The sequence below is a fragment of the Trichlorobacter lovleyi genome, from assembly GCF_015239775.1.
GTDB classification, from domain to species: domain Bacteria; phylum Desulfobacterota; class Desulfuromonadia; order Geobacterales; family Pseudopelobacteraceae; genus Trichlorobacter; species Trichlorobacter lovleyi_B.
Genome location: NZ_CP058409.1, coordinates 117,973 through 134,221, shown reverse-complemented (window position 1 = coordinate 134,221; position 16,249 = coordinate 117,973). Strand labels below are relative to the sequence as shown.

Genomic DNA, 16,249 nt, shown 5'->3' with positions numbered 1-16,249 from the left:
TCACGCATACAGACCTCATGAATGATGACAGATAAACGGCTCCTGCACTAAAAACGAAGAGCTGACCACCCTGTACCACAGATCAAAAAAAGTGGTTGCTTAATTAGACCGACCGGTCTATTTTGCTTTCCATGGAAAAGAAAGACACCCGCAGCGATATCATCAAAATCGGTACCGAGCTGATCTCCCGCCAGGGCTACAACGCCACCGGCATCGAGATGGTGCTGAAAGAGGCCGGAGTACCCAAGGGCTCCTTCTACCACTACTTCAAGAGCAAGGAGGAATTCGGCCTGGCAGTGATGGACGTCTTTGCCGACTACTACAGCCAGCGCATGACCGCCTTGCTGCAGGACACGACAATGCCGCCCCTGGGACGTATCCGCACCCTGCTGGAGGGTTCCCTGGAACGGTTCAGCCGCAACCAGTGCAGCAAAGGTTGCCTGATCGGCAACCTGGGCCAGGAGATGGCGGATCAGAACGAGCGTTTCCGTGCCCGGCTGGATGAGATCTTTGCCGACTGGAAGCAGCTGTTTGCCGCCTGCCTGCAGGAGGCCCAACAGTCGGGCAGCCTGCGGGCCGATTGCGAGTGCGAGCTCATGGCCTCCTTTATCCTGTCCGGCTGGGAAGGGGCGATCCTGCGGGCCAAGGTGATGAAATCGCCGCAGCCGCTGCAGGACTTTATCCAGATCCTGTTTTCCCAGACCTTGAGCTGATAAATTTTTTACCCTTTGACTAGACGACCGGTCTAATTTGCCGGTGCGCTGCTGCCGGTTTCAGTTCAAGGATGATCTCAAGGCGGCGAGGAGTTCGGCGACGCAGGTGTACACGCAGTACATCGAGGAGCCGACGACGAGCCAACGAAGAGAGCGCCTTGAAATGGAAGCGGCCTACATATCTGAGGAGGAAAACAATGAAACAATCAGTGGGAGCAAAAACCCTGGCCATGCCGACCCCGGTCTGGCTGGTGGGCAGCTATGATGCCGACAACAAACCCAACATCATGACCATCGCCTGGGGCGGCATCTGCTGTTCTACTCCGCCCTGCGTGACGGTCTCCCTGCGCAAGGCCACCCACAGCTATGCCGCCATTGAGGCCCGCAAGGCCTTTACCGTCAGCATCCCTTCGGCAGAGCAGGTGGCACAGGCGGACTTCTGCGGGATCGCCTCGGGCCGCGATACGGACAAATTCGGCGCCTGCACCTGGACCCCGGTCAAGAGCGAACTGGTGGATGCCCCCTACGTGAGTGAGGCACCGCTGGTGATTGAATGCCGCCTGCTGCACACCCTGGAAATCGGCCTGCACACCCAGTTTGTGGGGGAGATCGTGGATATCAAGGCCGACGAAACCGTGCTGGGTGCCAAGGGCTACCCGGATATCACCAAGGTCAAGCCGTTCATCTGGGATGCAGCCCACCGCCGCTATTTCGGCCTGGGTGACTACCTTGGCACGGCCTGGGAGATCGGTAAAACCATCACAACGGAGGAACAACCATGAAAATCGTAACCCTGCTGGGCAGCCCCCGCAGCAACGGCAACAGCGCCACCATTGCCCGGCATCTGCTGAAGACCGCCACTGAACTGGGGGCCGAGACCCAGACCTTTGAACTGAACCGCCTGACCTATCGTGGCTGCCAGGCCTGCTATGCCTGCAAACAAGGGCGCGAAGACTGCGTCTTGAACGACGACCTGACCGAGGGCTGGCCGCAGTACAGAATGCAGATGCCGTGGTGCTGGCCTCGCCGGTCTATTACGGCGACATCACCATGCAGCTCAAGGGGTTTGTTGATCGCAGCTACTCCTATCTGGTGCCGGACTACATCACCAATCCGCAGCCCAGCCGGCTTTCTTCCAAAAAACTGGTCTTTATCCAGACCCAGGGGCAGCCTGAAGAGGCGATGTTCGGAGATATCTTCCCACGCTACGACTTTTTCCTGAAATGGATGGGTTTCACGGAGACCAGCCTGATCCGGGCCTGCGGCATCGGACCGGCCTCTGTGGATGCCGTGCCTGATCAGGTCCTGCAGCAGGCCGAGGCTGTGGCGCGCCAGCTCATGAACGCACCTGGGAGGCAAGCATGAGCCTTGTCAGCATTGATCATGGCCGCTGCCGGCGGGATGGCGCCTGCAGCGCGGTCTGCCCGGCAGGGCTGTTTGAGAACGACCCGGAGGGCTTCCCGCAGTTCCATGCAGACGGTGAGCAGCGCTGTATCAGGTGCGGCCACTGTGTGGCGGTCTGTGGATATGATGCGCTGCAGCACGAAGAGCTGCCGCTGCACGAGGCAGCCCTGCTGGACAGCAGTCTGCAGCTTGATCTGACAGCCCTGAACCAGCTGCTGCAGGCCCGGCGTTCGGTCCGGGAGTTCAAGGCCGAGCCGGTGCCGCAGGCCTTGGTCAGGGAGGCGATCGAGATTGCCCGCTGGGCCCCCTCGGCTGTCAACCGCCAGCCGGTTGAGTGGCTGGTGATCCAGAACCCGGCTGAGGTCAGGAAACTGGCCGGCCTGGTGGCCGAGTACCTGCGGCAGATCGTTGAACCACGCTATGCCCATTACATCACCATGTGGGACCAGGGCAAGGACCCGTTCCTGCGCAGTGCGCCCCATCTGCTGGTAATCCACGCGCCGGACGACTGGGGCTGGAGCACCGTGGACAGCACCATTGCCCTGACCCAGTTTGAGCTGGCAGCCTGCGCACGCGGCATCGGCACCTGCTGGGCCGGCTTTCTGATGCGGGCAGCAGCGGGGCACCAGCCCCTGCGGGAGGCCCTGGGGATCCCGGAAGGCCATAGCGTCACCGGGGCGCTGATGTACGGTCTGCCCCGCTACCGCTATCACCGTATCCCGCCGCGCCAGGCAGCGCGGGTCACCTGGCGTTAAGATTACGACACCCCTAAAGGAGGCAGTCTATGGAAACCCTGGAAGCGATCAAGACCCGCAGAAGTATCCGCAAATTTTCCGATCAGCCGGTTGAACCGGAAAAGCTGCAGGCGGTGCTGGAGGCGGTGCAACAGGCCCCCTCCTGGTCAAACAAGCAGTGCTGGAGCCTGGTGGTGGTGCAGGACCAACAGCTGCGCGCCAGCATCAGCGAGCTGTCGTTTGTGGAATCGTTCTTCAGCACCTATGGTTACAAGAGCAACCCGGCCCAGAAAGGGCTGGCCCAGGCGCCGATCGTGCTGGTGGCCTGTGCTGATCCGCAACAGTCCGGCGACCTGCGCGGTGAGCAGTACTTTATGGCCGACCTGGGGATTGCCAGCCAGAACCTGATGCTGGCTGCCCATGACCTGGGGCTGGGCACGGTCTTTGTGGGGGTGTTTGATGAGGAGCAGCTCAAAGGCCTGCTGGGGATTCCGCCCCAGACCCGGATTGTGGGCCTGTTTCCCCTGGGTTACCCGGCCACTGAGGCCAAGGGAGGCCCACCCCGCAAGCCGCTTGCTGAGTTTGTGCATTACGGAACATGGTAATCCTTCGTTTCTTGGTCAGACAGGTAGTGAGAGGGATGTATGGATTCAGTCATACAGATTGAAGAGATCATTCGCAGCTTCTGGGCATCGCACCCCAGTAACAGCCTGCACCTTGCAAGCGGTGAAAAGGCTTGGCTGGAACCACAGCTGGCGATAGCGCGGGGAGACGATCCCCTGTTTCTGCGCAACAAAGAGCTGATCGGCTCCTTTCTCTGGACCCCGCAAGAGGCCTATGCCCTGGCATTTCCCGAAGCGCCGGTGGCCGCTGAAGAGCTGCGGGTAATCAGCTATATCCTGCCGCAGACACCGGAAACCCGTGCTGATCAGCGTCAGGAAACCACTGTACCGGCTGAACGCTGGGCCCGCTCACGTTTTCATGGAGAAGAGTTCAACTGCGAACTGCGTCTGCACCTGGCAGCCGCACTCACCCAGGCAGGCTACCCGGCTGTGGCGCCGGAGCGGTTGCCCGGCTTTGCCTACCGCCAGTCGGAACGTTTTGGTCTGGCCTCCAACTGGTCAGAGCGGCATGTGGCCTTCGTTGCCGGACACGGCACCTTTGGCCTTTCAGATGCCCTGATCACCCGCTGGGGCAAGGCCGTTCGCTTCGGTTCGGTGGTGTCGCGCATCAACCTGCCGGTTACCCCACGGGCATACGGTGATGATCATCATGCCTGGTGCCTCTGGTATGCCAAAGGCAGCTGCGGCGCCTGCGCCAAACGTTGTCCGGTTGATGCCATCACCACAGCCAACGGGCATGATAAACAGGCCTGTTTCACCTACATCCGTGAGACAACCACCCCCTATGCAACGACAACCTACGGCACCGGCGCCACCCCCTGCGGCCTGTGTCAGGTCAAGATCCCCTGTGAGGCGAACGTACCGGCTGCACTGACCAACCAGATCCAGCAGTGGAAAGGAAAAAGCGATGACAACCAAGGCTAAAAACTACAGCGCAGAACATATCGGACCGTTTGAAGAGCTGCTGAACAAGGATTTCATGGGCTTTCATGGCAAATACTTCATCGGCAGGGAACTGGGCCTGACCGGCTGCGAGGTCTCCCTCAACCGCCTGCCTGCCGGTAAATATATGCCGTTCATCCATAGTCACAAGAAGAACGAAGAGCTGTACATCGTGCTGCGGGGCAGCGGCATGTTCTATGTGGATGGCGATGAATTCCCGCTCCAGGAGGGCAGCCTGGTCCGGGTGGCACCGGAGGGAGAACGGGGCTGGAAGGCCGGGGATGAAGACCTGTACTTCATCTGCATCCAGACCGAGGCCGGCAGCTTGAGTCAGGCCACCCTGGAGGATGGCAAACGTCACGACACCAAGGCATCGTGGATGCAGAAGTAATATGGTATGCTGCATGCGCTGATTATCATGTTGGTTGCGAGGATGCCTGTGAGCCGGTTACTTTTACTCTGTCTATCTGCCGTGCTGTTCCTTTCAGTAAGCCCGGCCGTCTGCAGCGATGCCGCACTTGCCAGACTGTTCAGTGACCGCGCACTGCAGGGGACCCTGGTGCTGACAAACCGCGATGGCTCCCGCAGCTACATCCATGACGAGGCCCGCGCCAACACACCGCTTTTGCCCGCCTCCACCTTCAAGATCCCCAACACCCTGATTGCGCTGGAAGTCGGGGCTGCCAGGCCGGATACGGTATTTCTCTGGGACGGCAAAGACAAAGGGGTGCCAGCCTGTAACCGGGATCAGACCCTGGCCAGCGCCTTCAAAAACTCCTGCGTCTGGTGTTATCAGGATCTGGCACAACGGATCGGTACCGCCCGCTACCGGCAATGGCTGAAAAAGATCGACTACGGCAATGCCCTATCCGGGCCGGAGCTGACCAGCTTCTGGTTGTCCGGCGATCTACGGATCAGCGCACAACAGCAGATCGCGTTCCTGAAAAAGCTCTACAGGCATGAACTGCCGTTCAAGGCGGCATCCTATGATGCGCTGGCCAGGATTATGCTGGTGGAGGAAAAGCCCGGCTACCGCCTGTACGCCAAGACCGGCTGGGCAGGTTACGGAGAAAAGATTACGCCGCAAATCGGCTGGTACGTGGGCTATCTTGAAACCGGCACAGAGGTCTGGTTCTTTGCCCTGAACATGGCTATAACCAAACCAACAGAGGCAGCCTACCGTCAGCAGGTGGTGCTGGAGGCGCTGAAGCTGAAAGGGATTATCTAGGAATCTGTCGGACTTAGGATAAATCTACTGCAAATTTGCCAGGACGGTTCATATTTCGCCGTTTTCTCGGTTAATAGAACAACTATTGACCTTCAAAAATGTCAAAATCTGCCCTCGCCCAGTCAAATTTTCGCTATGATTTCCTAAGTCCAACAGGTTCCAAGCAACGGAGGACGCGATGATTGATCAGGCCTTTGCACACAGCTTTGCCAATGCATGGATTGCCGCCTGGAACAGCCACGATCTGGAGCAGGTGCTCAGCCACTATGCCGATGACTTTGAGATGCACTCGCCGGTGATTGCCCAGATTGTGGGTGAACCATCCGGCAGACTGGTGGGCAAGCAGGCGGTGGGGGCCTACTGGAGCCAGGCCCTGCAACTGCTGCCGGATCTGCAGTTTGAACTGATCACCGTACTTGCCGGGGTCAGCAGCATTACCCTCTACTACCGCGGCGCACTGGACCGGCTGGCTGCCGAGGTATTTCACTTCGGCCCGGACGGCAAGGTAATCAAGGCCTTTGCCCATTACGGGGTATAAGGCTGTTTACACCATGACCCCATCCGCACCCGGCATGCTTGGTGTACTGAAGCTGTTCATTATCCCGGTCGGCGGCGGAATCCCTGCCGGTGTCATGCTTGCCCAGGCCAAAGGCCTGGCCTGGCCCATCACCGCCGGGATCTATCTGGTCTCCGATCTGATGCTGGCCATTGTCTTTGAACCGATCCTGCGGATGCTCGCAATGCTGTTCGGAAAGGTCCCGTTTCTGGCACGCTTCAGCGCAGCCTTCAAGGCTGCCATGGCGCGCAGCACAGCGCAGTTCAGCGGTACCGGCGCCGGTCCCTTTGCACTGGTCATGATCGCCTTTGGTGTTGATCCCATGACCGGCCGCGCCTCGGCACTGGCAGCAGGACACGGGTTTATTGCCGGCTGGGCCTTTGCCATTGCCGGAGACATGCTCTACTTTGCCGTTATTGCGATCACAACGCTGCGCCTGAACAGGTATATTCGCGACCCTGACACCACCATGCTGATCGTGCTTGGCATAATGTTTCTGGCCCCCATGCTGGTACGCTCTGTCAGGCGGTCCAGGCAGCCCGCCTAAGCTTCAACCTCCTGTTCAGCACCCTTCAAATCAATCAAACTATCTATTCGCAAATAAATCATACCTAAGCGCCTAGCTTATTGATTAAATTATAAATAATCTATACACTATCTATAAATTATTTATTCAGTATCTATTCATATACAGGATTTTAAGTATGCAACCCAACACCATGGACAATCAGGAACGACTGCTTGCCTTTCTGGCCACCGGCGTCTACTCCGCACCGGAGATACAGCAGCGTTTCGGCTTCAGCCAGCCGGTTATCTCACGCCTGCTTACGCAGCTGGATGACCGTGTGCTGGCAATCGGCAAGGCCCGCGCACGCCGTTACAGCAGATTGCGTGATCTGCGTGGGTTGGGGGGCAACTTCCCGGTCTATGCCATTGATGCCGAGGGTAATGCACGCCTTTTGGGAACGCTCTACTGCGTGGCCCAGAGCGATTTTCTCTGGCAACCGCAGGATGGCCGTGAGCAACTCTTCAAAAGCCTGCCCTGGTTTCTGGCTGACCTGCACCCGGAAGGTTTTGTTGGCCGGGCCTTTGTGCGCAACTGTCATCAAGAACTGGGTCTGCCGCCCCGCAGCAATGACTGGCAAGAAGACCATGCGTTGATGGCTCTTGTTCGCCGTGGTGAAGACACCATGGGTAATCTGGTAGTTGGTCAGGAATCACTGGAACGCTATTTCCGCATGATTCAGGAAGCAGCTGGCACCATACCGGCAGCAGCCAGGACAGAACGGTATCCCCGGCTGGCCCAAGAGGCGATGGAAGGGCAGCCTGTTGGATCATCGGCAGGGGGCGAACAGCCTAAGTTTACCGCCACCATTGAGCAGGGCGGCATGGTGCAAAACGTACTGGTCAAGTTTTCTCCACCTGTGGCCAGTGAAGAGGGCAGGCGCTGGGCAGACCTGCTGGTGTGTGAACACCATGCGCTGCAGATCACGCAACAGACAGGCATTGCTGCTGCACAAAGCATGGTTCTGGAGGCGGGCGGACGTCTGTTTCTGGAGGTACTTCGCTTTGACCGGACCGGCCTGCACGGTCGTCTGCCGATTATCTCACTGCGTGCTGTGGATAATGAATTTTATGGCTATCAGGACAACTGGGTGAATGCCGCCAATCGGATGGAAAAGGATGGCAGGCTCTCAGCACAGGATGCCTCAGCGTTGCGCTGGTTATCGGTCTTTAGCAGCCTGATTGCCAATAATGATCAACATTTTGGCAATGTTTCCCTGATTATGGCAGACGGCAGCAAGCGGTTCTCCCTTGCACCGGCCTATGATCTACTGCCGATGCTGTACCGCCCCATGGATGGCGCAGCACCAGTCCGTAATTTTACGCCGCCTGCTGCGGTGCCCGGCGCTCATCAGGAATGGGTTGCGGCGTTTGAGTGCGCCTGCCAGTTCTGGAATCGCGTACGTGTTGATACACGCATCTCTGAACCGTTCCGCCGGATCTGCGTTGAAAACCTGGCAACGCTGGAGCGCCTGAAGACTGCGCCACGCCTGCTGTAACAGGCTGATTTTGCAATGGAGTGGAAATATGAACACAATAGGATGATCGAGGGCTGTGACCCTATCAGGCTGTTTTAACTGGACAAGCATCCGCCAGTTGCGCTACTAGATAGCCAACCATTACATCACAGAGGAAAGCCCATGCCCAACCGGCCTTCCATACAGCGTATATGCTGACACCCAAACCCGCCCAAAAGGCGGGTTTTTCGTTTTTTCAAGGTGTAAAGAAATTTTACAGTTTTCTTGTAACCTATCAATATACCTGCTGTTTAAAACCATAATTTTTTGCAGCAGGAGCTGGAGTCAGGTCACAGATATACCAATGCCAGCCAATGAGATGAAGAAACGTTATGCCCAGACAGAAGACAAGCCCATTTGAAGAGTTAGTACTGGTGACCAGCAGGCTCCCCTGGTGGGTCGGGATCGTATTGGCGCTGGTTTCCTATGCCGTGCTGCACCAGCTTGCCGGCCGTCCGCTCACATCAGCCACAGTGGGTGAGATGGTGGTAAAAGGCATGCTGGCATCCCTTGCCATGCTTGCTCAATACATCCTGCCTTTTGGCTTTGGACTGGCTGCGCTGATTTCCGGCATAAACGCACTGCGCCAAAAAAGGCTCTATGAGAAAGCGGCAGCAGCAGCTGATGCAACTGCGCTCAATCAGATGAGCTGGGGCGATTTTGAGCAATTGGTTGCCGAGCACTTCCAACGTGCCGGTTTTCAGGTGAGCCGGGCAGGCGGCAATGGCCCTGACGGCGGCATCGACCTTGTAGTACGCAAAAACAGCGAAAAGCATCTGGTGCAGTGCAAACAGTGGAAGGCCTACAAGGTTGGAGTTCAGCCGGTGCGTGAGTTTTACGGTGTCATGGCTGCAAATGGCGCAACCGGCGGCTACTTTGTGACCTCTGGCGTGTATACCGATGAGGCAATAAAGTTTGCTCAAGGACTTAACCTTGAGTTGATTGACGGCCCTCAACTGAAGAGCCTGATTGACAGGGTACGCCTATCGCCTGCGCCTTCGGTCAACCAACAGGAGATAAAAGCCTTGGCCCCTGCCTGCCCCAAGTGTGGTGGGCAGATGAAGAAGCGGCTTGCACGCCAAGGCAGCAATGCAGGTAAGGAGTTCTGGGGGTGTGCCGTATTTCCAAAGTGTAACGGTATTCGGTCATTGGAAGAGTGTGCGAATCAGAGTAGGTACTAGCATCCTTGCAGGCGGCAGTTACAGCCAAGAGCACAGGAGCTATGGAGCCATATGGCACGAAGCCGTGAATGGCTGCAGGATAAATGTTCCATTTGGCGGGATGAGCGGTTCACGCGCACGCGCGCGTGAACCGCTCAATAACGAGTTAGATCATGAAGGAAAAAGATGAAACCCGATAACATCAACGCGATCAGCATGATCTTAATGGCCGTTGTCACAGTAGTGACAATCTATTTCTTTAGAACTAAGCCTATTAAGAATATTGCTTGGAAAGTAAAGATCCCCTCGGCAATCGGAGGAGCGGTATTCGCTCTTTTTTTCTTTGCTTTTGCAATCCGTCAAAAGATGTGCATCGAGATCGCGGAGCCGTTTGGGCAATTCGAACTTACTGCTTTATGTGTTATGGGCTTGATTCTGCTTGTTGACAGAAAGACCATTATGTTTGTTAGTTGCGCCTTAGCTCTTTTGGGCGGTGTTCAGCTCCAAGTTCAATTTAATGGTCTGGTACATAATTCGGAAGAATATTGGACTATTGATGCAAACACACATGAGCCAATGGCTAAAGGTTGTTCAGAGAGGAAAACTCCAGACGGTATAATTCTTCAAAAGCAATGGCACACATGGTTTACCGGAATCTATACACGAAAGAAGTGATTGATCTAACAAGGACGGTGGACACCGACCGGGCGAAAAGGCCACCCGGACGGGTCACCCGCTGCCCCGTTATGCGAAAGAAAAATGACGAAAATTTATAAAAGCATCATTATCGCATTGATTATCTTTGGTGCCGTGTCCGGCGTAATGTCGTTCTCCGGGTCGACTGAACTTGCTTTGTACTTTCTTCTTTTAATCGGAGGATTTTCCATTGTTGGATGGACGGCCATGAAGCTAGTGAGCAAAATTCGAAAGAAGGAAATTTCCCATCCATATTTAATTGGCGTGCTGATGACGAGCATTATTGGAATGATGGCTGTGGCTATTCTGTTTGTAAGCATGAAAGGTGAAGGTGAGGCTGCGGAAGGAGCTCTTCTATTCTCACCTTTTGTCATTCTTGCATCCGTCGTTGCAGGGGGAGTTGTCGGCAGAATTTACTCCAGAAATATAGCGCATAACACACTACTAGAGCCATCTCGCTGACGCTTGCGACTCAGCGGCAACACCGTTAGGTGGATGAAAAATGAAATTTTATGAAATCGATTCAGATTTTAAGAATGAAAGTTACTACCTTCTTTTGGAGTGGGCGAAAGTAGAAGCATCCTCATTTTCACTGATATGGCGGAAGGGTTTCTCGTTTGCCGCCACCGCCCAAGAGGTGGAGAAGAGGTTAAGGCCATACCTGATTAAAGAAGAACTGACAAATGAATGGCCGGGCACTAAGATCTGTGCCCCTCCAGAAGAGACAATCAGGTTTTACCGAATAACAAATGACACAATAAAAGTGCTTCGAACTGTCACGTCTGTATATGACTGGCTCGCTCCAGACTACCCCGAGGATTTAGCTTTTTATAATAAGGAGTGCTGTCCTTTGTTTGGATCAGTGGCCCATGAACATTTGTCATTCCTATTCGGAAACGATTCAATTGTAGCCACCGCAAAGAAGAAGATTCCCGAAATTGCGATTTATCTATCGTAGCCGAGAGTGGGAGGTCTGATACCTAACAAGACGGCATACAGGCGCTGACGCGTTGGTGAGCCACCGGTCCCGTTGAACAACAAGAATATGACTATAGAATTGCTGACGAAAAAACAAATGGAACTCGCGGGTCGGCTTGGGTTGTCAGGTGAGTACGAGGGAGCATTGAGCGTACTTGACCGTCTAATCGAGGTTTATCCAAAGTACATCGGTGCCATTCTCTACAAGGGGAATCTGCTTGACCTCTGGGGCCTGTCCGGTGCCGTTGAAGAGATGGAGTCCGAAAAGCTATTTGAAACAGCGCGTGCCTGTTACGAACAGGCGCTTGAGATGGACTTAGACTGTATCCCTGCCTATATCGATCTAGGAGATTACTGGGAACGAAAAGGCGAGCATGAAAATGCAATAAAATCCTTGAATACAGCAATAAAAATGCTGGAAGACGGGAAATGTTGGGTGTCACGAGAAGAGGAAATTGACGACGCTTTTTCTCGAAAAGCTTCAATATTGAGAGGGCTTGGGCGGGAGGATGAGGCTGTTTTTTGCCTTGCTACAGGACGCCGGCTAAACCCATCGTCTATGTTGCTTGAAAAAGAGGAAAAATAGCGAGCGTTCAACCTGGCGCTCAGGCCGAGACCAAGCGATAAGGCCGCCCGGCAGCTCAAGAGCTGGCACCGTTAAACAAAGTGCAAGAAAAACGACCACAACTACAATGAGACGTAAGATCCCCATTTTACCTCTCACCCAAGGAGGGTTACGATGAGTCGTATTGTTCCCACACGCAGGCGTTCTGGCAGCATCCTGGCAGCTGTTGTATGTACGGCGTTCTGGGCCGTATCAATGCCATCATTTGCCGACGATCTTATCGGTGCCGGCGAGGCGCTGACCCGTATCGGCAAGGCAGCCGGAGCCGTGGAGAAGAAGAACGACTCTGCCCAAAACGAGGCAGAGCTGTTCATGGGGGATCTGGAACGTTTCAAGGCAGAGCGCGCAAGGCTTGCCGTCGATGTTGCTGTCGATCGTTGGCTGAAGCTCTATGAACGCTTCAAGTTGTTGCCGCCCGAGTCGATGAAGCTAAACGCCTTGAACCCGTTTGCCCCGCCCGATGCCAAGACCCCGTCACTGACAGCTCTGATTAGCTCCATCCCCTCCCCGGAGGCCTGGGAGACCCTCAAGAACCGCCTGGCTGCGGTGCCTCCATCCGGCAACGCCACCCAGGATACCGTCCTGCGCGTTCTGATGGCCTACCTGACCAAAGACAAGCCCGCTCTCGATCAGGGGCTGATTGAGTTGAAAGCTGCCCTGGCCATGGCGAACAATAACCCGTTCGGCCTGAACCTGTCGGAACTGCGTGATGATCTGCAGCGTCCCGATGTCGGAAAATCGGGGGCGCCAACGGTCGAGAGCTTCGAGGCGTATCTGCAATCGCTGCGTGGAGAACGGCCGAAGGGCCAGATCAAGGTACAGATACCCGATCTGGTCGGTATGGCCGGGGAGAAACGGGCCGAAGAGGTAATCCTCAAGGCGATGACGATACCGGGGGTATCTCTGCGGGTACCGTCGGGTGGCAGGACCCTCGATCTTGCCAAGCGGTTGGCAACGAAGCGCGTTGACCTGCTCACCGACCCGCAATGGGAGTTGGTGACCAGCCTGAACGATACGGAGCTGTATGAGGCCATCAACACCCGTTTCCCTGAAAAGGGAAACAAAGAGAAGACAGTGCCGGAGATGTTCCAGACTGTTGAACACGAATACCGGTTCCAGGAAAGGGATACCCCCCGCACCAGCGCAAAGATCCTTTACCTGCTGGGTCTGATCGCCAAGGACCGGATTGCTGATGCGGTGGAGTTGAGCAAACGGATGGAGGCGAATGAATTCGAGGCATCCGAGTTCGGACGGCGCTGGCACTCTTTCGACAAGAACCGTCATGCGCAGAGATTGAACCGGTGGTGCAGCAGCATATTGACAGATCGGCCTGAGCTGCCGCTGTGGAAGCAATGTGGCGTGGTCGTCAGTAATGACAGCGAAGCGGCCAAGCTGGTTGCCATTCTTGATGCTGCCGCTCAGAAACCGAATAACAGCCTTGGAACCCGGTTGGTCGTGCAGTCGCGCAAGGTAGACTTTCTTTTGGCCATGGACCGCACTGAAGAGGCGTTGGGACTGCTGCGCGCAATCGTCACGGCCGACGAGAGCAAGGAAACCCCGCAGGCCAGGCAGGCCATAGCACGGGTAAAGCTCAGTATGGCAGCCCGGCTGATCTCCATCGCCAAGCTCCTGTCCCGGCCGGACTTGACCGCCGTGGGAGAGGAACAGGTGATGGCCCTGCTGCAAAGCGGCGGCTTACAACTCCGTATGACCGACATGGCAACCTGGGAGGGACGCCAAGCCCTGGAGTCACTGGTCGAGGAGTATGAAAACGCCGGCCAGCTTGCCAAGGCAGAACAGATAATCATTGCCACGACGCTGTTCATACTGAACGCACCGGAGCTCAGCGCAAACCCAATTGCGAAGGATATGGCCCTGGCCAGCGGCTTCATCACTGCTCAGCTTACCCGTCTGGCCCAGTTGTATGACAAAGCGGGCCGCTTTGACGATGTCCTTGTCTTGCTGGAAAAATCACGCTGGTGGGGTGCGACCGATCTTATTAACATGCACGAAAACAAGCCTTCACTGGCCCCCATCGCTGCCAGGGCCCTGTACAAGAGCGGGCGCACTGCCGAATCGACCGCCATACTCAAGTGGTACCTGCTGACCAAACCGGATGACGATGCCGCCTACGAGACCCTCACCGCAATGCTTGGTTCTTCGGTTATTCCCTGGCTTGACCGGTTGCAGCTACGGGACCGCTTTGAGGAGCGCCCCCTGATCTGGAAGGCGGTGCTGCTGAAAAGGGAAGGCAGGTTGGACGAGGCTGAGGCTGCTGTACGTCAGGCACTGAAAATTGACCCCACCGATGGCGAAGAACCGCCTGGCGACCGTGCCCGCGGCTATGCGGTACTGGGTGAGATTCTCAAGGCCAAGGGGAAATCGGACGATGCTGCCTTCTTCGATCGAGTTGTCCAGTCGGTGCAGCTGGCCGAAACGGGTGATAAGCTGACCGAGGCCGGCCTGCTGCGCAAAAGCCTGCAGGTGTATGCACAGGCATCGGAACTGTTTGCTGACGCCTATTGCGTACAGTGGCGACTTGCCGAGCGCCTGGCCTCCATCGGCGATCTGGCCGGCGCAAAGAAACATTATGAAATCGCGTTCGAGCGGATGCCGGAGCAGTTCGGCCAGGTGGCCCATTTCTGTTTTGGCTGCGAGGGGGTCTTTACGCATCAGCAGAGCGTCAGCATAGCCGAAGAGGTGCTGACCGGGGCGGCAAAGGCGGCGCCGAACAAACCGCAGATACATTATCTGCTGGGACAGTTGCGCGAGGCTCAGGGGCGCAAGGCCGACGCCTATACCCATTTCCGCAAAGCTGCCGACCTCGATCCGGACTATCTCGATGCCTGGAAGGAGGCCTACAAACTGCGCAACGACGTCTTCCTCAGCCAGGTGGAGATGGATCAGATCGCCCTGCGGATGGTGCAGCTCGACCCGCTGAACCGGCACAGCAACCTGAAACATGGTGAGATAACCGATGTCAAAGGGCTCTGGATGATTTACCAGAAGATGAGCCCGGAACGAGGGGCACCCATCAAGAACCTGTTTATCCTGCCTGCCAGCAAACAGGAGCTGGAAGAGCTTACCAAGAAATTTGGCGGTAACGCAGAAATGCTGGAAACGAAACGTGCGCTGTTTGGCAATAGCATTGATGTGCCCGAGCCGGGGGATGCGGTGGTCAAAAACAAGTTCGTGCAAAAACTGCTCCGCGCTGCCGGACAGAATGTTTTTGGGTTCGATTTATAATGACTGAAAGGGTGAGCTGCTTTTCGTCCAGCTCTGTTGTGAAGCGGCCTGTCCCCGGCTTTCCCTCTGTCCGTTACCATACAAAAGGAGATAAAAATGAGATGGATGAATTCATGCCTTGTGATTCTCCTGCTCTTTTGTCCGCTCACCGCCCTCGCCAATACAGGTGTTTTCTTTGGTGCTGGCAATCAGGTTATACCGATTAAAAACAATGATATCCAGCTCGTGAAGGAACATGTTTTTATTAAACTGCGAGTTGATGAAGAAACGGGGAAATGGGGAACACCATTTTTCCCAAGAGCTGACGTTGAAGCTGTGTTCGTTTTGAAAAACACTGCAAATAAGCCAGTCTCTCTGCAGGTTGGGTTTCCGTTCCTTGACCTACAAGGCTTCGGAGACGAAAAACTCGCCATGTCTAAGCTTCATTTCCGGGCAAAAGACACAAAATCCGAAAGAAAGGTAACTCTAAAGGAAGGGTTGATAGACAAGAAACTTGACCCGCAGGGTCTGTTCAAGAAAGTCTTTGCGTGGAACGAGCAATTTCAACCTCACCAGACAAAGACCGTCACGGTTACCTATAGCCTGCTTTTAGGGATTGCATCTGCAAATGAAAATGAGCGCGACTTTAACGACATTGACAGGAAATATTATGAGTTGGACCGAATGTTTCCGGCCTTGGCCTATAGCTTCGGCTATATTACAAAAACTGCCTATACGTGGAAGGAGCCAGTCGAGAATGCTGTCTTTACGATAGATGGAACAGAATTTTTCAAGAAACTAGAAGAGGCCAACTTTTTTAAAGAGCTTGGTGAAGCAGCGCCTGCCGGAGTTTCTCGCCCTGTATTTCTTGCTAATGTGCATCCTTCATCTTTCACTCGCGATAATAATATCTATCGATGGGAATTCACCGGTAAGGTACCTGAAGAAGGTATTAGCGCAAATTTCGTCGTTCTGCTTATTCCTTCCTCCGCAAGCGAACTACCGAGCTTCATGAGCGCACAGATAAAGGCACTGAAGGAAGGAATTTCAAAAAGTGACTACTCAAGCATTCTTGAAGGTTATTACGCTCGAATTCTGAAGAAAAAATCTGAACACGAAACCCCATTTGCACAGAAATATTTCGGCCCTGTTCGGCTGCTAAAAAGTGATCTTCTGTACGAAAAAGACCAAAAATTGCTTGGTGCCATCCTCGATAGAGTTACATCACTAACCCGCGCTCAGACTTTGACCGGGCATGACGCCGCCCGGTAAGGCAACAGCAAT

General features: G+C 55.1%; 18 protein-coding genes and 1 pseudogene. All 19 read left to right on the top strand.

Annotation, left to right across the window (positions count from 1 at the left end):
* The first annotated feature begins 131 nt into the window (after positions 1-131).
* The 19 genes and pseudogenes from FY034_RS00685 (at position 132) to FY034_RS00595 (ending at position 16,237) form a co-directional block, all read left to right on the top strand.
* Positions 132-713 (top strand): TetR/AcrR family transcriptional regulator, encoded by a 582-nt coding sequence (locus FY034_RS00685; protein ID WP_265553014.1) that lies wholly within the window; start codon positions 132-134, stop codon positions 711-713.
* Positions 714-910: 197 nt separating this feature from the next.
* Entirely contained in the window at positions 911-1,495 is a 585-nt protein-coding gene (locus FY034_RS00680) for a flavin reductase family protein (RefSeq protein WP_265553012.1), read from the top strand.
* Positions 1,492-1,626 (top strand): annotated as a pseudogene (locus FY034_RS00675) (NAD(P)H-dependent oxidoreductase); the annotation flags it as partial. The gene FY034_RS00680 and the pseudogene FY034_RS00675, both read left to right, overlap by 4 nt.
* A gap of 98 nt (positions 1,627-1,724) precedes the next feature.
* Positions 1,725-2,078 (top strand): NAD(P)H-dependent oxidoreductase, encoded by a 354-nt coding sequence (locus FY034_RS00670; RefSeq protein ID WP_265553010.1) that lies wholly within the window; start codon positions 1,725-1,727, stop codon positions 2,076-2,078.
* Positions 2,075-2,872, top strand: coding sequence for a nitroreductase family protein (locus tag FY034_RS00665; RefSeq protein ID WP_265553008.1), 798 nt, complete (start codon positions 2,075-2,077; stop codon positions 2,870-2,872). The genes FY034_RS00670 and FY034_RS00665 overlap by 4 nt, the downstream gene beginning before the upstream one ends.
* A 29-nt stretch (positions 2,873-2,901) precedes the next feature.
* Positions 2,902-3,456 carry a nitroreductase family protein gene (locus FY034_RS00660; RefSeq protein WP_265553006.1) on the top strand — a complete coding sequence of 185 codons (555 nt, stop codon included), beginning with the start codon at positions 2,902-2,904 and terminating at the stop codon, positions 3,454-3,456.
* A gap of 39 nt (positions 3,457-3,495) precedes the next feature.
* On the top strand, positions 3,496-4,398 hold the full coding sequence (locus tag FY034_RS00655) for a 4Fe-4S ferredoxin (protein ID WP_265553005.1): 903 nt from the start codon (positions 3,496-3,498) through the stop codon (positions 4,396-4,398).
* Positions 4,382-4,807: a cupin domain-containing protein gene (locus FY034_RS00650; protein ID WP_265553002.1), complete on the top strand. Its 426-nt coding sequence runs from the start codon at positions 4,382-4,384 to the stop codon at positions 4,805-4,807. The genes FY034_RS00655 and FY034_RS00650 overlap by 17 nt, the downstream gene beginning before the upstream one ends.
* Before the next feature lie 48 nt (positions 4,808-4,855).
* Positions 4,856-5,644 carry a class D beta-lactamase gene (blaOXA, locus tag FY034_RS00645; RefSeq protein ID WP_265553000.1) on the top strand — a complete coding sequence of 263 codons (789 nt, stop codon included), beginning with the start codon at positions 4,856-4,858 and terminating at the stop codon, positions 5,642-5,644.
* Positions 5,645-5,822: 178 nt separating this feature from the next.
* Positions 5,823-6,182 (top strand): nuclear transport factor 2 family protein, encoded by a 360-nt coding sequence (locus FY034_RS00640; protein ID WP_265552998.1) that lies wholly within the window; start codon positions 5,823-5,825, stop codon positions 6,180-6,182.
* A 13-nt stretch (positions 6,183-6,195) separates the two neighbouring features.
* The gene (locus FY034_RS00635) at positions 6,196-6,747 is read left to right on the top strand and encodes a hypothetical protein (protein WP_265552996.1); all 552 of its coding nucleotides are present in this window, start codon (positions 6,196-6,198) and stop codon (positions 6,745-6,747) included.
* 157 nt (positions 6,748-6,904) lie between these two features.
* Positions 6,905-8,263, top strand: a complete 1,359-nt coding sequence (gene yjjJ, locus FY034_RS00630) for a type II toxin-antitoxin system HipA family toxin YjjJ (RefSeq protein WP_265552994.1) — start codon at positions 6,905-6,907, stop codon at positions 8,261-8,263.
* Between the two features lie 350 nt (positions 8,264-8,613).
* Positions 8,614-9,462, top strand: coding sequence for a restriction endonuclease (locus FY034_RS00625; RefSeq protein WP_265552992.1), 849 nt, complete (start codon positions 8,614-8,616; stop codon positions 9,460-9,462).
* A gap of 165 nt (positions 9,463-9,627) precedes the next feature.
* A complete protein-coding gene (locus FY034_RS00620) occupies positions 9,628-10,116 on the top strand; it encodes a hypothetical protein (protein WP_265552990.1) in 489 nt (162 codons plus the stop codon).
* A gap of 84 nt (positions 10,117-10,200) precedes the next feature.
* On the top strand, positions 10,201-10,599 hold the full coding sequence (locus tag FY034_RS00615; RefSeq protein WP_265552988.1) for a hypothetical protein: 399 nt from the start codon (positions 10,201-10,203) through the stop codon (positions 10,597-10,599).
* 40 nt (positions 10,600-10,639) lie between these two features.
* Positions 10,640-11,095 carry a hypothetical protein gene (locus FY034_RS00610; RefSeq protein ID WP_265552986.1) on the top strand — a complete coding sequence of 152 codons (456 nt, stop codon included), beginning with the start codon at positions 10,640-10,642 and terminating at the stop codon, positions 11,093-11,095.
* Positions 11,096-11,167: 72 nt separating this feature from the next.
* Entirely contained in the window at positions 11,168-11,701 is a 534-nt protein-coding gene (locus FY034_RS00605) for a hypothetical protein (protein ID WP_265552983.1), read from the top strand.
* Between the two features lie 153 nt (positions 11,702-11,854).
* Entirely contained in the window at positions 11,855-14,986 is a 3,132-nt protein-coding gene (locus FY034_RS00600) for a tetratricopeptide repeat protein (RefSeq protein ID WP_265552981.1), read from the top strand.
* Between the two features lie 96 nt (positions 14,987-15,082).
* Entirely contained in the window at positions 15,083-16,237 is a 1,155-nt protein-coding gene (locus FY034_RS00595) for a hypothetical protein (RefSeq protein ID WP_265552979.1), read from the top strand.
* The last annotated feature ends 12 nt before the right edge of the window (positions 16,238-16,249 follow it).

Coding starts and splice junctions, on each gene's coding strand:
- FY034_RS00625 (WP_265552992.1), top strand. CDS start 8,614: ATGCCCAGACAGAAGACAAGCCCATTTGAAGAGTTAGTACTGGTGACC.
- FY034_RS00615 (WP_265552988.1), top strand. CDS start 10,201: ATGACGAAAATTTATAAAAGCATCATTATCGCATTGATTATCTTTGGT.
- FY034_RS00595 (WP_265552979.1), top strand. CDS start 15,083: ATGAGATGGATGAATTCATGCCTTGTGATTCTCCTGCTCTTTTGTCCG.
- FY034_RS00635 (WP_265552996.1), top strand. CDS start 6,196: ATGACCCCATCCGCACCCGGCATGCTTGGTGTACTGAAGCTGTTCATT.
- FY034_RS00640 (WP_265552998.1), top strand. CDS start 5,823: ATGATTGATCAGGCCTTTGCACACAGCTTTGCCAATGCATGGATTGCC.
- FY034_RS00620 (WP_265552990.1), top strand. CDS start 9,628: ATGAAACCCGATAACATCAACGCGATCAGCATGATCTTAATGGCCGTT.
- FY034_RS00650 (WP_265553002.1), top strand. CDS start 4,382: ATGACAACCAAGGCTAAAAACTACAGCGCAGAACATATCGGACCGTTT.
- yjjJ (WP_265552994.1), top strand. CDS start 6,905: ATGCAACCCAACACCATGGACAATCAGGAACGACTGCTTGCCTTTCTG.
- FY034_RS00600 (WP_265552981.1), top strand. CDS start 11,855: ATGAGTCGTATTGTTCCCACACGCAGGCGTTCTGGCAGCATCCTGGCA.
- FY034_RS00610 (WP_265552986.1), top strand. CDS start 10,640: ATGAAATTTTATGAAATCGATTCAGATTTTAAGAATGAAAGTTACTAC.
- FY034_RS00685 (WP_265553014.1), top strand. CDS start 132: ATGGAAAAGAAAGACACCCGCAGCGATATCATCAAAATCGGTACCGAG.
- FY034_RS00680 (WP_265553012.1), top strand. CDS start 911: ATGAAACAATCAGTGGGAGCAAAAACCCTGGCCATGCCGACCCCGGTC.
- FY034_RS00665 (WP_265553008.1), top strand. CDS start 2,075: ATGAGCCTTGTCAGCATTGATCATGGCCGCTGCCGGCGGGATGGCGCC.
- FY034_RS00660 (WP_265553006.1), top strand. CDS start 2,902: ATGGAAACCCTGGAAGCGATCAAGACCCGCAGAAGTATCCGCAAATTT.
- FY034_RS00655 (WP_265553005.1), top strand. CDS start 3,496: ATGGATTCAGTCATACAGATTGAAGAGATCATTCGCAGCTTCTGGGCA.